The 14294-nt window shown below is 59.2% G+C and carries 13 protein-coding genes; 3 read left to right on the plus strand and 10 right to left on the minus strand.

Annotated elements, in window-relative coordinates:
* Window positions 1-206: 206 nt before the first annotated feature.
* From choV to AC30D7_RS15210, 3 genes are all read right to left on the minus strand, one after another.
* The gene (gene choV / locus AC30D7_RS15200) at window positions 207-1385 is read right to left on the minus strand and encodes a choline ABC transporter ATP-binding protein (RefSeq protein ID WP_007937962.1); all 1179 of its coding nucleotides are present in this window, start codon (window positions 1383-1385) and stop codon (window positions 207-209) included.
* Complete coding sequence (choW, locus tag AC30D7_RS15205) at window positions 1382-2227, minus strand: choline ABC transporter permease subunit (RefSeq protein ID WP_007937964.1); 846 nt, start codon at window positions 2225-2227, stop codon at window positions 1382-1384. Before choW ends, choV begins: the two co-directional genes overlap by 4 nt.
* Window positions 2228-2293: 66 nt before the next feature.
* Window positions 2294-3241 (minus strand): choline ABC transporter substrate-binding protein, encoded by a 948-nt coding sequence (locus AC30D7_RS15210; RefSeq protein ID WP_490134608.1) that lies wholly within the window; start codon window positions 3239-3241, stop codon window positions 2294-2296.
* A gap of 438 nt (window positions 3242-3679) precedes the next feature.
* On the opposite strand from AC30D7_RS15210, the gene AC30D7_RS15215 reads away from it, so the two are divergent.
* Both AC30D7_RS15215 and gbdR read left to right on the plus strand, forming a co-directional pair.
* A complete protein-coding gene (locus tag AC30D7_RS15215) occupies window positions 3680-5056 on the plus strand; it encodes an L-serine ammonia-lyase (RefSeq protein WP_490134609.1) in 1377 nt (458 codons plus the stop codon).
* Between the two features lie 490 nt (window positions 5057-5546).
* On the plus strand, window positions 5547-6650 hold the full coding sequence (gbdR, locus tag AC30D7_RS15220) for a choline metabolism transcriptional regulator GbdR (protein ID WP_007975492.1): 1104 nt from the start codon (window positions 5547-5549) through the stop codon (window positions 6648-6650).
* Between the two features lie 113 nt (window positions 6651-6763).
* Here the strand turns inward: gbdR and AC30D7_RS15225 are convergent, their stop codons facing one another.
* From AC30D7_RS15225 to AC30D7_RS15250, 6 genes are all read right to left on the minus strand, one after another.
* Complete coding sequence (locus AC30D7_RS15225; protein WP_490134610.1) at window positions 6764-7027, minus strand: hypothetical protein; 264 nt, start codon at window positions 7025-7027, stop codon at window positions 6764-6766.
* Window positions 7028-7423: 396 nt separating this feature from the next.
* The gene (locus tag AC30D7_RS15230; RefSeq protein WP_490134611.1) at window positions 7424-8587 is read right to left on the minus strand and encodes a gamma-butyrobetaine dioxygenase; all 1164 of its coding nucleotides are present in this window, start codon (window positions 8585-8587) and stop codon (window positions 7424-7426) included.
* Window positions 8588-8600: 13 nt separating this feature from the next.
* On the minus strand, window positions 8601-9077 hold the full coding sequence (locus AC30D7_RS15235; protein WP_019580669.1) for a thioesterase family protein: 477 nt from the start codon (window positions 9075-9077) through the stop codon (window positions 8601-8603).
* Between the two features lie 76 nt (window positions 9078-9153).
* The gene (locus AC30D7_RS15240; protein ID WP_258612770.1) at window positions 9154-10119 is read right to left on the minus strand and encodes an L-carnitine dehydrogenase; all 966 of its coding nucleotides are present in this window, start codon (window positions 10117-10119) and stop codon (window positions 9154-9156) included.
* A gap of 142 nt (window positions 10120-10261) precedes the next feature.
* Window positions 10262-11149 (minus strand): 3-dehydrocarnitine:acetyl-CoA trimethylamine transferase CdhC, encoded by an 888-nt coding sequence (gene cdhC / locus AC30D7_RS15245; RefSeq protein WP_490134612.1) that lies wholly within the window; start codon window positions 11147-11149, stop codon window positions 10262-10264.
* A 101-nt stretch (window positions 11150-11250) separates the two neighbouring features.
* Window positions 11251-12195, minus strand: a complete 945-nt coding sequence (locus AC30D7_RS15250; protein WP_007937989.1) for a choline ABC transporter substrate-binding protein — start codon at window positions 12193-12195, stop codon at window positions 11251-11253.
* Window positions 12196-12405: 210 nt separating this feature from the next.
* Here AC30D7_RS15250 and AC30D7_RS15255 point away from each other — a divergent pair, with 210 nt between their 5' ends.
* Entirely contained in the window at window positions 12406-13353 is a 948-nt protein-coding gene (locus AC30D7_RS15255; RefSeq protein WP_019650277.1) for a GlxA family transcriptional regulator, read from the plus strand.
* A gap of 117 nt (window positions 13354-13470) precedes the next feature.
* Here the strand turns inward: AC30D7_RS15255 and AC30D7_RS15260 are convergent, their stop codons facing one another.
* Window positions 13471-13887, minus strand: coding sequence for a DUF3010 family protein (locus AC30D7_RS15260; RefSeq protein ID WP_490134613.1), 417 nt, complete (start codon window positions 13885-13887; stop codon window positions 13471-13473).
* Between the last annotated feature and the right edge of the window lie 407 nt (window positions 13888-14294).

The following is a 14294-nucleotide window of genomic DNA, read 5'->3' on the forward strand; positions in this document are numbered from 1 at the left end:
GGGAGCTCGCTCCCGTTCGGCTGCGAAGCAGTCGTAGATCCTGGTTACGCGATCTATCTGAAATACCGTGGTGTCTGGATTGGGGTCGCTCCGCAACCCAGCGGGAGCAAGCTCCCTCGCCACAGTTGTCGGTATTCCAAACCTGATATCTGCACAAACAAAAACGCCGCGATCATCTCGCGGCGTTTTTGTGTCTGCTGTCTTGCTTACCCCAGGTTCTTGCCGAGCAGCGCGTGGTACAGCTCGCTGTCGCCCAGGATTCCGACCACTTTGTTGTTGTCGTGCAGCACCAGCTTGTTGCCGGTCTGATAACGAATCTGCAGCGCGTCGCGCATGCCGATGTTGGAGTCCACCAGCGTTGGTCGACGGCCCAGGGCTTCAACCGCTTGCCCCGGTATCCAGTTCTGCAGGTCCAGGCTCGAGCCGTTCTGGCGCGCGCCTTTGATGGTGTTGCCTTCGGCCAGGTCCAGCCACGAATCGCCGCCCGGATCCAGGCACACCGAACCGTTGATGCGTTTGCAGTTGTCCAGGGTGCGCATCAGGCTGCGACCACACAATACGTTCAGCGGATTGGTGTGGGCGACGAAGGTGCGCACGTAATCGTCCGCAGGGTTCAGGACGATTTCTTCCGGCACGCTGTACTGGATGATCCGGCCGTCTTTCATGATCGCGATACGGCTGCCCAGCTTCAGGGCTTCATCGAGGTCGTGGCTCACGAAGACGATGGTCTTGCTCAGCTTGTTTTGCAGTTCCAGCAGTTCGTCTTGCAGACCTTGGCGAATCAATGGGTCGAGGGCTGAGAACGGTTCGTCCATCAGCAGGATGTCGGCGTCCATCGCCAGCGCACGGGCCAGGCCGACACGCTGCTGCATGCCACCGGAGAGCTCATTGGGTTTCTTGTTGCGCCACTGGGTCAGGCCCACCAGCTCAAGCTTCTCATCCACCAGTTTACGGCGTTCTTTTTCGGGGCGACCCTGCATTTCCAGGCCGAAGCTGATGTTCTCGCGCACCGTCAGCCAAGGCATCAGGGCGAACTTCTGGAACACCATCGCGATGCGCTTGGTGCGCATCATTTTCAGTTCCGCCGGGGTGCAGGACGCGATGTCGATCTGCCGGCCTTCATGCTCGACGAACAGCTTGCCACGGCTAACGGTGTTGAGGCCGTTGATGCAGCGCAACAGGCTGGATTTGCCGGAGCCGGACAAACCCATCAGTACGCAGATTTCACCCTTCTCGATGTCCAGGCTGGCCTTTTCGACACCGACGATTTGCCCGGTCTTTTTCAGAATCTCGTTGCGGGTCATGCCCTGGTCGAGCAGTTTGAGAGCGGCGCGTGGATCTTTGGAGAAGATCACGTCCACGTCTTCGAAGCGAATAATGCTCATGCGTCACCCCCTACTTTGGCTTCGGGTTGTTTGCAGATACGGTCGAGCATGATCGCCAGCAGTACGATCGCCAGGCCTGCTTCGAAGCCCAGTGCGATATCAGCAGTGTTCAGTGCGTTGACCACGGGTTTGCCCAGGCCGTCGGCGCCCACCAGTGCCGCGATCACCACCATCGACAACGACAGCATGATGCACTGGGTGATACCGGCCGCGATGCTTGGCATGGCGTGGGGCAGTTCGATGCGCGAGAGCAACTGACGGCGGGAGCAGCCAAAGGCTTTGCCGGCGTCCATCAGTTCGTCCGGAACATCGCGGATACCCAGGTAGGTCAGGCGGATGGGCGCGGCAATCGCGAACACCACCGTCGAGATCAGACCCGGGACCACACCCAGACCGAAGAGGGTCAGGGTAGGAATGAGGTACACAAAAGTCGGTACGGTCTGCATCAGATCGAGCACCGGCCGCATCATTGTGTAGAACATCGGTTTGTGCGCGGCGACGATGCCCAACGGCACGCCGATCACTACGCAGACCAGGGTGGCGAACAACACCTGGGCGAGGGTTTCCATGGTTTCCTGCCAGTACCCCAAATTGAGGATCAGCAGGAAGGAGGCGATGACGAAAACGGTCAGGCCCCATTTGCGTTGGATGAAGTGTGCCAGTAGCGCGATGAGGCCGATCAATGCCAGCGGGTTGAACCAGGTCAGCGCAAAAGTCACGCCGTGGATCATCGTTTCCAGTGACACGGCGATGGCGTCGAAGGTGCTGGCGCCGTGTTGCGTCAACCATTCAACAAAGCTCGCGATGTACTGGCCTAAGGGTATTTTCTGATCAATCAGCATGGTAGTGAACGTCCGCATGCAAGGAAATAAACAGCCCGGGCGGGCGAACCCGCCCGGCGTAAGCGATTACTGCGCGAGCTTGGCTTTCACGGCCTCCAGGCCTGGTTTACCGTCAATGGTGGTCACGCCAGCGAGCCAGGTATCGAGCACCTGTGGGTTCTTTTTCAGCCAGGCCTTGGCAGCCGCTTCAGGCTTCATCTTGTCGTCCAGGATGTTGCCCATCAGCGTACTTTCCATGTCGACGGTGAACTCCAGGTTTTTCAGCAGTTGGCCGACGTTGCTGCACTCTTGGGTATACCCCTTGCGAGTGTTGGTCGCAACGGTGGCAGCACCGAAATCCGGGCCGAAGTAGTCATCACCGCCAGTCAGGTATTGAATCTTGAAGCGCTTGTTCATCGGGTGCGGTGCCCAGCCGAGGAACACCACCGCGGTGTCGCGTTTTTGCGCACGATCGACTTGCGACAGCATGCCCGCTTCGCTGGACTCGACGACTTTGAAACCGGCGGTTTTGAGACCGAAGGCGTCTTTGTCGATCATGCTCTGGATCAGACGGTTGCCGTCGTTGCCTGGCTCGATGCCGTAGATCTTGCCGTCGAGTTCCTTCTTGAATTTGGCGATGTCGGCAAAGTCATGCAGCCCTTTGTCGTACAGCGCTTGTGGCACGGCGAGGGTGTATTTGGCGCCTTTGAGGTTGGTGCGCACGGTTTCCACGGTGCCGGCATCCCGATAGGCCTTGATGTCGTTTTCCATGGTCGGCATCCAGTTACCCAGGAACACGTCCATGTTCTTGCCGTCGGCCAGGGACTTGTAGGTCACCGGCACGGAAATCATCGTGGTTTTGGTCTTGTAGCCGAGGGCGTTGAGTACAACGCTGGTGGTTGCTGTGGTGGCGGTAATGTCCGTCCAGCCGACGTCGGAGAAGTTTACGGTGCTGCATTGGGCCGGTTCTGCGGCTTGAGCCAGGAACGGCAGACTCAGCATGGCGGCCAACAACAACGACGGGGAACCTTTCATACGGGCGACTCCTAAGTGTTTTTTTTTGGCAGTGTTCCGACTGGGACCACCGCACTTATCTGTTGCGGTTGGATGGCGTTTTGGAGACAGCTCTACCACGGCGCCTTGCAATCGAGTCGATACGATCATGTACCAGTGAAAATCTGACGCCTACAGGGTGCGTCGTAACCAGTACAGGGATGGTCGCATCCAGTGTCGGTGACGTCGTTTACAGCTTTTTTCAGCCCAGTTTGGCCTCTTGATCCGCAAAAAAACGGCGAAAACACGGCGTAAGAGACCTGCGGCGTTCGTGGGCATGAGTGCGTCGGTGTGAGACGTTGAACGACATGACAAAAGCCTGATGATGCGGCCATCTCGACGGATTGCAGCTTCAGCGTAGCAGCTCCGTCACTGGGCGCTTTTGCGCCTGGAGCAGGCACACCCAGGAGTTCAGCAGTAATGGCTATCAGCGTTTTCGACCTGTTCAAAATCGGCATCGGCCCTTCCAGTTCGCACACCGTGGGGCCTATGCGCGCCGCGGCGCTGTTCGTGCAAGATTTGCGCGAGCGGGGGCTTCTGGAGCAGGTGTGTCGCGTCGAAGTTCAGCTTTATGGATCGCTCTCGGCCACCGGCATCGGCCACGGTAGCGACAACGCGGTGATCATGGGGTTGATGGGCGAGTGGCCCGACGCGATCGATCCGTCGCAAATCGGCATTCGTATAGAAGCCCTGCGTGAAACTCACACGCTATTGCTTGACGGCCGCTTGTCGGTCCCGTTCATCTGGGCTCGGGACATGCGCCTGATCGACGAGAACCTGCCGTTCCATCCGAACGCCATGACCCTGGTTGCCGAAGGCGATCACGGCGAGCTGCATCGCGACACCTACTATTCCATCGGCGGTGGCTTTGTCGTCGACGAGGCGCAAGCTTCCAGCGGTGTGGTGGATCTGGATCGCACCGTGCTGCCTTACGACTTCTCCAGTGCCGTTGAATTGCTCAGTCTGTGTCAGAAGCACAACCTGCGCGTGGCTGAATTGATGATGGCCAACGAGAAGGTCTGGCGCAGCGAAGAAGAAATCCGCAGCGGCCTGATGAAGCTCTGGCGCGCCATGCAGGATTGTGTGGAGCAAGGCCTCAAGCACGAAGGCATCCTGCCCGGCGGTCTCAATGTGCGCCGTCGCGCGGCCAAGTTGCACCGCAGCTTGCAAGAGCTGAACAAGCCCAACGTGATCGGCTCGACCTTGAGCGCGATGGAGTGGGTCAACCTGTTCGCATTAGCGGTCAACGAAGAAAACGCAGCCGGCGGGCGCATGGTCACGGCACCGACCAACGGTGCGGCGGGGATCATTCCGGCGGTGTTGCACTACTTTATGAAATTCAGCGAGGCAGTGACCGACGCCAACGTGGTCGATTACTTCCTCAGTGCCGCGGCGGTGGGGATTTTGTGCAAGAAGAACGCCTCGATTTCCGGTGCCGAAGTCGGTTGCCAGGGCGAAGTCGGTTCGGCTTGCGCCATGGCGGCGGCCGGGTTGGCGGAGGTTCTCGGTGCTACACCGGAGCAGTTGTGCAACGCGGCGGAAATCGGCCTGGAACACAACCTCGGCCTGACTTGCGACCCGGTGGGTGGGCTGGTGCAGGTGCCGTGCATCGAGCGCAATGCGATTGCTGCGGTGAAAGCGATCAACGCCGCGCAGATGGCGCTGCGCGGTGACGGCCAGCACTTTATCTCGCTGGACCGGGTGATCCGCACCATGCGTGATACCGGTGCCGACATGCACGACAAATATAAAGAGACGTCGCGCGGTGGGTTGGCGGTTAGCGCGGTGGAGTGCTGAAACCGAGTTGACCTGTGGAGAGGGGGCAAGCCTGCTCTCCACAAAGACCTCATGTGCTACACCAGACCAGTCAAAACTGCGCACCAAGTGAACACGCGCACTAAAACGCGCCACGTTTTGGCGCGTCGCAAACAGGCAAGCCCGGCTCCCCGGTCGGGGATCAAATTCAAACCCTGACCGTTCGTCACCTGTGCCAGCGGTGACACTCTTGACCGCCGCGTCGCAGACCTGTTCCCACAAGTGCTACCGATTTGCTCACACGCAACGGGGGCACGGGTTTGGGGCCTTTGATGGCACTTTTAACCTCTTATCTCTGCGCGCCATATCTAGACGCATCGCGACGTCGTTTTCAGGAGTTATTGAACGCGCATTCAATTTAGGCATGGCAATTGCTCTGTCATTACAAAGCCCGTCTCCCACGCGAGAACGATGGCAATAAAAAGAGCCTCCGCCTGAGGCCATCACCCGCTTTGTGTGAGGAGATACCGCGATGACGACGTTCAACTCCGGGGCCCAACCCCAGAACCGTGCGCCTCAATCCATCGGCTTTCTGCTGCTGGACAATTTCACGCTGATTTCTCTGGCCTCCGCAGTAGAACCCCTGCGCATGGCCAACCAATTGTCCGGTCGCGAGCTGTACCGCTGGACCACGCTCACCGTCGATGGCGGTCAGGTCTGGGCCAGTGACGGCCTGCAGATCACCCCCGACGCCTCCATGCACAAAGCACCACCCATGGACACCGTCATTGTCTGCGGCGGTATCGGCATTCAGCGCACCGTAACCCGTGAGCATGTGTCGTGGCTGCAAAGCCAGGCGCGTCAGTCCCGTCGTCTCGGTGCGGTCTGCACCGGCAGCTGGGCCCTGGCGTGCGCCGGCCTGCTGGACGGTTTCGATTGCAGCGTGCACTGGGAATGTCTGGCCGCTATGCAGGAAGCTTTCCCGCGGGTGGCCATGAGCACCCGTCTGTTCACTCTCGACCGTAACCGGTTCACCAGCTCCGGCGGCACCGCGCCGCTGGACATGATGCTGCACCTGATCAGCCGCGATCATGGCCGTGAACTGTCGGCCGCGATTTCGGAGATGTTCGTCTACGAGCGCATCCGCAACGAGCAGGATCACCAGCGCGTGCCGCTCAAGCACATGCTCGGCACCAACCAGCCGAAACTGCAGGAAATCGTGGCGCTGATGGAGGCTAACCTCGAGGAGCCGATCGACCTTGATGAACTGGCGGTTTATGTCGCCGTTTCGCGTCGTCAGCTGGAGCGGCTGTTCCAGAAATACCTGCACTGCTCGCCGTCGCGTTACTACCTGAAACTGCGCCTGATCCGTGCTCGGCAACTGCTCAAGCAAACGCCGATGTCGATCATCGAAGTGGCGTCGGTGTGTGGGTTCGTGTCCACGCCGCACTTCTCCAAGTGCTACCGCGAATACTTCGGCATTCCACCGCGTGACGAGCGCGTAGGCTCCAATACCACGCAACAAGTGGCGATGATGCCGCTGCCGCAAGCACTGGTGCTGTCGCCGTTGTCCGGGCCGCTGTCGGCGTTGAGCCAGGCGCGCAATGAGTCGACGTTTGCCAGTGTAAGGCTCTAAACCGAGGCGCCTTCATCGCGGGCAAGCCCGCTCCCACAGATTCTGTGTCGATGCATTAATTGTGTATACGACGCAAATCACTGTGGGAGCGGGCTTGCCCGCGATTGGGTCTATCAGGCGCTACGGCTTTGCTGATACTCCGCCAACGCGGGCAGCAATTGCTTGTCGATCGCCTGGCGCACGGCCGGCAGGATGGTCGCTCTGCTGGTGTACATCTGCTTGACCATGGTCCGCAGCGTCATCGCCCGCTCATCGTTCAAGCCTCGCACCGCACACTCGCAAGCCTGTTCGGCTGTAGAGCCGCTCGGCACTTGAAAACCCAACGATTTCAGCTGGCCCAACAGGTCTTCCTGGTCTATCAAATCGGCGTACATCATGACGCAATCCTTCTTCAGGGAACGGTGTCGTGGTTCGATTCTGGTAGGGGCTGTGGGTGTCGGCAAGGACGATTTGTCGCAATGGCCGCAATACCTATGAACAGGTCGCTTTCGGCTAACTTGCTAAGGATGGGAGTAGGCACACTGGACTCAGCTGGCATCACGAAGGTTTGGTCACCCTCGCGCAACAGCTCCTCAACAGTACCCTCCTCAGCTCCGATCTTGTCACGGCTTGATCGGGGTTTTTTTTGCCTGTGAATCCAGAAGTTTAATGTTGCCTGTGCAGACGCCATCGCGGGCAAGCCACGCTCCCACAGGTTTGGCGCTGTTCGCCAAATCTACGGTAACCCCGTTTCTGTGGGAGCGTGGCTTGCCCGCGATGAACGATGACGCGGTCTAGCGTTGCAACACCAAAATGCGCGACAGCAATTCATCCCGGTCGACATAGCAACCCTGGAAATGCCGGGCGCCGGTGGCGGGGTCGAAGGCGTTGCGGGCGTGGAGGGTGCGGCGGTTGTCGAAGCACCACAACTCGCCGGGGTTGAGCCGTGTCATTACCCGGAAACGCGCCTCGCGGGTCATCGCAATGAAGCGCCGGTAAGCGCGATACAGCCTGGGCATCTGCTCCACTGAAGCATCGAATGGCCCACGCAGAAAGTTCGCCATGCGGATTTCCGACACTTGCCCGAATGCATCCAGCGCGATGATCGGCGCCAGGCAGCGGTAGTCGCTGTGGCGGTCCTTGTTGCGGAACTCCACGGGGATTTCACACAAGGCTTGAAACGCCTCTGGATCTTCCTGACGCAAGGCTTGGGCGATGGCAAAACCGTCGACGAAAATACTCTCGCCACCGTCGGCGTCATTCACCAGGCAATGCAGAAATTGCAGCCCCGGTTGCAACTCCCGGGTCGGCAAATCGCTGTGCAGTGGCAGGTTGAAGGCGGTGTAGGCATTGCTGTCGGCATCGGCCTTGGATTGCACGTTGAACAGCACGCCGAAATTGCTCTCGCGGATGAACGAAATCCGCTGGGCGATCAGCTTCAGCGAGCCCGGCTCGGTGGGGACGCCGCGCACTTGAGTCAGGCCGATATCGCGCACGGCCAGCAGCCATTGCAACAAGGCGTCGTTGCTCTCCATCAGGGCCTGGTTTTCGAATACTGGCAGCTGCAAATCGCTGTGCCAAAGCCTGGCTTTCGGTTTGCCGGCCTGGCGTTCAGCGCGGGACTCATCGTCATAGGCGTGGGCTCGCAGCCAGCCCGGATCGAAGCGGCTGAGGTGGCCATCCTGCCAATCGACGCACAGGCAGCCTTCGGCATCGACGGTGGCGTTTTCAGGCATCAGGTGCTCTGCGACATCGACGATTTCCAGCACTTGCTCACGCGTCACCGTGTAGACGCACTGTGGGCACGGGCAGTTGTCCCTCAGCCATTGATGATGAAAAGGGCTGACCCGACCGTCCGCCCACTTCACTTGAATGCGGTCCGCCAAGGTGTGCACGGCAGTCAACGCGCTGATCAACGGATAGGTGCGGAAATCGGCAAAAGCGGCGGCGGTGTTCATGGCGGGCTCCTTGTTATTTTTCGGGGGGTAATGCGATCACTCGGCCGATCCAGGCGGGTGCGGGCAAGTCGGCTTGTTCGGCGACAATGGCCTGCAGCTTGCTCAAGGTTGCTTCGCTGAATGGTGCGGATCGCGGTCCGGCGAGGTCGACGTGCAGCAGCATTTGTTCATTGCCCGCCAGCTCCTTGTCACCGCCCACCAGATGCAGGCTGTGGTAGAGGTGCAGGCGCTTGCGGTCGTGGCCGATGATCTGCGTATGCACTTCGACGTCGGCATCGAGTTTCACTTCGTGCAGGTAATTAAGGTGCAGTTCGAGGGTAAACAGCGAGTGGCCGCTAGCCTCGCGGTTGTTGCTGTCCATACCTAGCCGATCCATCAACGCGTCAGTGGCGTAGCTGAAAATCAGCAGGTAGAAGGCATCGCGCAGATGGCCGTTGTAGTCGACCCAGTCGGGGATGATTCTGGTTTGGTAGGTGGTGAGGGTGGGCATGGTGGAACTCCACAGATAATCGCTGGTGTACACATGTGTGGCGAGGGAGCAAGCTCCCTCGCCACAGGGTGTGTGTTTATTCGCTGAAGGCCATCCCATGCTTTTCTTTGGTGGTTTTCACCGCCTCCAGCACCGCCAGCAAGCAATCGTCACGATAGCGTTCCAGTGCCGAGATGCTGTGTGTGCCCAACTGATCGCTGGTGCCATCCACCACATCGTCAATCAACTTGTCGGTCAGCTCCGGTGCCGGCAGGTACGTCCAGGGCAACTGCAACGCTGGCCCGAACTGCGCCATGAAGTGCCGCATCCCGGCATCGCCGCCTGCCAGGGTGTAAGTCAGGAAGGTGCCCATGAACGACCAGCGCAGACCCGCGCCAAAACGAATCGCATCGTCGATTTCACCCGTGGTCGCCACGCCGTCGTTGACCAGGTGCAGCGCCTCACGCCACAAGGCTTCGAGCAAACGGTCGGCGATAAATCCCGGTACTTCCTTGCGCACATGCAGCGGGCGCATCCCCAGGGATTCATAGACTTTCATCGCCGCTTGCACCGCTTCTGGCGCGGTGTTCTTGCCGCCGACCACTTCCACCAATGGCAGCAGATAAACCGGGTTGAACGGGTGCCCGACCACGCAGCGTTCCGGGTGCGTCGAACTCTCGTAAAACTCGCTCGGCAACAGTCCCGAGGTGCTGGAACCGATCAACGCATTGGGCTTGGCCGCCGCGCTGATTTTGCTGTGCAGTTCCAGTTTCAGTTCCAGACGCTCAGGGGCGCTTTCCTGAATGAAATCCGCGTCGCGAACACATTCTTCGATGGTGGCGACAAAGCGCAGCCGATCCTGCGATGCGCCGGGTGCCAGGCCTTGTTTTTCCAGCGCGCCCCAGGCATTGGCGACACGTTTGCGCAGCGCCGCTTCGGCACCGGGTGCCGGATCCCAGGCCACCACATCGAGGCCGTGGGCGAGGGCGCGGGACACCCAGCCGCTGCCGATGACACCGCTGCCCAGTGCTGCGAAGGTTTTGATATCAGTGATAAAGCTCATGGCGACTTCCTAAAAGAATTCGATGATCCCTGTGGGAGCTGGCTTGCCTGCGATGACGTCAGTACATCCAATGCATCTTCTGCGGCTGGTATACCGTCATCGCGGGCAAGCCCGCTCCCACAGGGTTAGGTGTAGGTTCTGGTCAGCCGCGCTGGATCAGGCCCATTTTCTTGCGGCCTTCTGCCGGGGTCAGAACGCGGGCGCCGAGGCGGCTGAGGATTTCCGAGGCGCGTTCGACCAGTTGGCCGTTGGTCGCCAGTACGCCCTTGTCCAGCCACAGGTTGTCTTCCAGGCCGACCCGCACGTTGCCACCGAGCAGCACGGCCTGTGCGGCCATTGGCATCTGCATGCGACCGATGCCGAACGCGGCCCAGACCGCGTCGGCCGGCAGGTTGTCGACCATGGCTTTCATGGTGGTGGTATCAGCCGGCGCGCCCCAAGGGATGCCCAGGCACAGCTGGAACAACGGGTTATCCAGCAGGCCTTCCTTGATCATCTGCTTGGCGAACCACAGGTGACCGGTGTCGAAAATTTCCAGCTCAGGCTTAACGCCCAGCTCTTGAATGCGTTTGGCGCCAGCACGCAGCTGGGCAGGGGTGGACACGTAAATGGTGTCGCCGTCGCCGAAGTTCAGGGTGCCGCAATCCAGGGTGCAGATTTCTGGCAGCAATTCTTCAACGTGGGCCAGACGGGTCAGTGGGCCGACCAGATCGGTGTTCGGGCCGAATTCCATCGGGTTTTCGCCTGCGCCGATTTCCAGGTCGCCGCCCATGCCGGCAGTGAGGTTGACGATGATGTCGACGTCCGCCTCGCGGATGCGCTCCATCACTTCGCGGTACAGCGCCACGTCACGGCTGAACTTGCCGGTTTGTGGATCGCGAACGTGGCAGTGGACCACGGTAGCGCCCGCCTTGGCGGCTTCCACGGCGGCCGCGGCGATTTGTTTCGGGGTGACCGGCACGTGTGGGCTCTTGGCGGTCGTGTCGCCAGCACCGGTGAGTGCGCAGGTGATGATGACGTCGTGGTTCATGAGGCGGTTTCCTTCAGGCTTGAGTTTTTTTGGCAGAGCTTGGGCGTGGCGATCCCGCTCGCAGCCCGCATCGGGCTGCGAATCGGTGGTTCATTTCGGTTCTATTTGCTGGTCAGCTTCAGGTTTTCAGCGGCCGGCTTGCCATCGAATGTGGTCACGCCTTCAAGCCAGCGTTGCTTGTCTTGCGGGTGATCCTTGAGCCACTGTTTGGCCGATTCGAAAGCGTCCTTGTGATCCAGCAGCGGCTGCATCATCCGGCTCTCGTCTTCGGCGGTGAACGTCAGGTTGCTTAGCAGGCGACCGACGTTCGGGCATTGCTGCGCGTAGTTCGGCGAGGTGACGGTCCAGACCGTGGCCATGCCTTCGTTCGGGCCGAGGGCGTCGTCGCTGCCGGTGAGGTAGGTCATCTTCACGTTGACGTTCATCGGGTGCGGCGCCCAGCCGAAGAACACCACGGCTTCCTTGCGGCGTACCGCGCGATCTACTGCCGCGAGCATGCCGGCTTCGCTGGACTCGACCAGCTGGAACTTGCCGAGGCCGAACTGGTTCTTGGCGATCATCGCCTTGATCTGGGTGTTGGCGCCCGAGCCAGGTTCGATGCCGTAAATCTTGCCGCCCAGTTCTTTTTCAAACTTGGCGATGTCGGCGAAAGTTTTCAGGCCCTTGTCGGCAAGGTAAGTCGGTACTGCCAGGGTGGCGCGGGCATCCTTGAGGCTTGGCGCTTCAAGCACTTTGACCTGCTTGGCATCGACAAACGGTGTGATGGTCTGGGTCATCAACGGGTTCCAGTAGCCCAGGAACAAATCCAGGCGCTGGTCGCGAATGCCGGCAAAGACGATTTGCTGGGAGGCGCTGGTTTGTTTGGTGCTGTAGCCGAGGCCGTCGAGCAGGACCTGGGTCATGGCGCTGGTGGCGATCACGTCGGTCCAGTTCACTACGCCCATGCGCACGTTCTGGCACGACGCGGGTTCGGCCGCCATGACACTGGCGCTCAAGAAAGCGGTACCGCTGAGTGCAAGAACACAGCTGCTGATCAGTCGTTTCATGTCGGGGTTCCTCGGCAGGTCGTTATTGTGGGTTCCGGTGTCTGATGCTCCGGTGATGCCCAAGTTACGCAGCAAAGCCCCCGTGAAAACGCACTGCGGCGACCAGCTCTTGCACTGCGGCGACCTGCGCACTTGAATGCCGCTTGCAAGTGGCGTATCAACGTCCACACGCTTCCCGCCCTCTCGTTACTTGCCAGTCGAGTGCGCTCCATGTCCCAGGATTTCTACTTCTTGTTGATGCCGGGTTTTTCGGCGATCGGTTTTATCTCGGCGATCGAGCCGCTGAGGGTCGCCAATCGCTTTCGTGGCGAGCTGTACCGCTGGCATGTATTGAGCGCCGATGGCGGGGCGGTTCTGGCCAGTAACGGCATGTCGGTCAATGCCGATGCGGCGCTGGAGCCGCTGAAGAAAGGCGCAACCCTGTTGGTGGTCGCCGGTTTCGAACCGCTGAAGTTCGCCACCCCGGCCCTGGAACACTGGTTACGTCGTCTGGACAACGAAGGCGTGACGCTAGGCGCCATCGACACCGGCAGCTTCATCCTCGCCGAGGCCGGCCTGCTCGACGGCCATCGCCTGACCCTGCACTGGGAAGCCATCGACGCCTTCAAGGAATCTTATCCACAGCTGAGCGTCACCCAGGAACTGTTCGAGATCGACCGACGGCGTATCACCTCCGCCGGCGGCACCGCCTCGATCGACCTGATGCTTGACCTCATCGGTCAGGCCCATGGCCCGGAACTGGCGATTCAGGTCAGCGAACAATTCGTACTCGGGCGCATTCGCCCGCGCAAAGACCACCAACGCATGGAAGTCGCCACGCGATATGGCATCAGCAACAAGAAACTGGTGCATGTCATTGGGGAGATGGAACAGCACAGCGAACCGCCGCTCAGCACTTTGGAGCTGGCGGAATCGATCAAAGTGACCCGACGTCAGCTGGAGCGCCTGTTTCGCCTGCACCTGAACGACACACCGAGCAATTTCTATCTGCGACTAAGGCTGGAGAAGGCGCGGCAGCTGCTGCGCCAGACGGACATGAGTGTGCTGGAGGTGAGCATCGCCTGCGGGTTTGAATCGCCATCGTATTTCACCCGCAGTTATCGGGCGAGGTTTGAACGGTGCCCGCGGGAGGATCGCCGACAAAGCCAGAAGGCCTGAAACCGACCCCTGTAGGAGCGAGGCTTGCCCGCGAAGAGGCCGGCACATTCGAAATCATTGTTGTCTGACACGACGCCTTCGCGGGCAAGCCTCGCTCCTACAGGAGATGTGTCGTTTTTACTTCTTCATCAGCGCCGAGCAGGCCGCTTTGTAGGCCTCGTGCTGATACTTGTTCAGCGTGGCTGGCAGTTCAAAGTCGAACTTTTTGTTCTGCGCATTGATGGTTTGCGGCGACAGCAGCGTCACCTCGCAATTTTCCAGCAACTGGAAAACCCCTTCGATCTTGAACGTGGTCGGCCCGCCGGCGAACTCACCTTTCTTGCTGCGCTTCTTGATCGCGATGCGGTCGATTGAATTCTCACGAATAAACGACGCCACCTGAGCGGCAAAGACTTTGACGTTGGCGGCTTCGTCGTCATCGTCGAGGGCGATTTTCTTGGTGGCCAGCGCGACGTGTGTCGGCCCCTGATCGTCGAGGGAGGCCACGGCAAGGATTGCTTCGCTGCCTTTGATTTCGATGCCGCAGATTTTCATGGCGTACCCTCAGCGTTGGAAGAGTGAGAATTTTGATTCGAAACTGTTGAGCTAGATTAACCTCTAAAGCAGAGGTTTATTAAGAAAAAACATTTTTTATTGTCATGTATGAGCGGTAGATAAAGCTGGGGTTTTTTATATTTTTTAGAGCTGACTTCATTATCTTAAGGCAGAGTATTGTTTTGTTGTTTTCAACGAGTAATGCATATTTTGATATCGCTATTATTTGAGAGTTGTGCCTTATTCGTACGGGTTTGTTAAGGTTGTAAGTAAGGTATGGAAACATCGAGGTAGGTGTTTTGTAAAATCCACCAATGGAGTGTGTGAGGGTTATTTTATAGGGGGATTCAATTCGATAGGCCCATCTGCGATACTCGCCGTTTATACGCTCCGCAATAATAGGGGAG

It is taken from the genome of Pseudomonas sp. DF5 (assembly GCF_058148225.1).

Excerpts from the sequence above, each read along its gene's own strand:
- gbdR (WP_007975492.1), top strand. The coding sequence starts at position 5,547 with ATGACGACGTTCAACTCCGGGGCCCAACCCCAGAACCGTGCGCCTCAA.
- AC30D7_RS15210 (WP_490134608.1), bottom strand. The coding sequence starts at position 3,241 with ATGAAAGGTTCCCCGTCGTTGTTGTTGGCCGCCATGCTGAGTCTGCCG.
- AC30D7_RS15250 (WP_007937989.1), bottom strand. The coding sequence starts at position 12,195 with ATGAAACGACTGATCAGCAGCTGTGTTCTTGCACTCAGCGGTACCGCT.
- AC30D7_RS15255 (WP_019650277.1), top strand. The coding sequence starts at position 12,406 with ATGTCCCAGGATTTCTACTTCTTGTTGATGCCGGGTTTTTCGGCGATC.
- AC30D7_RS15230 (WP_490134611.1), bottom strand. The coding sequence starts at position 8,587 with ATGAACACCGCCGCCGCTTTTGCCGATTTCCGCACCTATCCGTTGATC.
- choW (WP_007937964.1), bottom strand. The coding sequence starts at position 2,227 with ATGCTGATTGATCAGAAAATACCCTTAGGCCAGTACATCGCGAGCTTT.
- choV (WP_007937962.1), bottom strand. The coding sequence starts at position 1,385 with ATGAGCATTATTCGCTTCGAAGACGTGGACGTGATCTTCTCCAAAGAT.
- AC30D7_RS15260 (WP_490134613.1), bottom strand. The coding sequence starts at position 13,887 with ATGAAAATCTGCGGCATCGAAATCAAAGGCAGCGAAGCAATCCTTGCC.
- cdhC (WP_490134612.1), bottom strand. The coding sequence starts at position 11,149 with ATGAACCACGACGTCATCATCACCTGCGCACTCACCGGTGCTGGCGAC.
- AC30D7_RS15235 (WP_019580669.1), bottom strand. The coding sequence starts at position 9,077 with ATGCCCACCCTCACCACCTACCAAACCAGAATCATCCCCGACTGGGTC.
- AC30D7_RS15215 (WP_490134609.1), top strand. The coding sequence starts at position 3,680 with ATGGCTATCAGCGTTTTCGACCTGTTCAAAATCGGCATCGGCCCTTCC.
- AC30D7_RS15240 (WP_258612770.1), bottom strand. The coding sequence starts at position 10,119 with ATGAGCTTTATCACTGATATCAAAACCTTCGCAGCACTGGGCAGCGGT.
- AC30D7_RS15225 (WP_490134610.1), bottom strand. The coding sequence starts at position 7,027 with ATGATGTACGCCGATTTGATAGACCAGGAAGACCTGTTGGGCCAGCTG.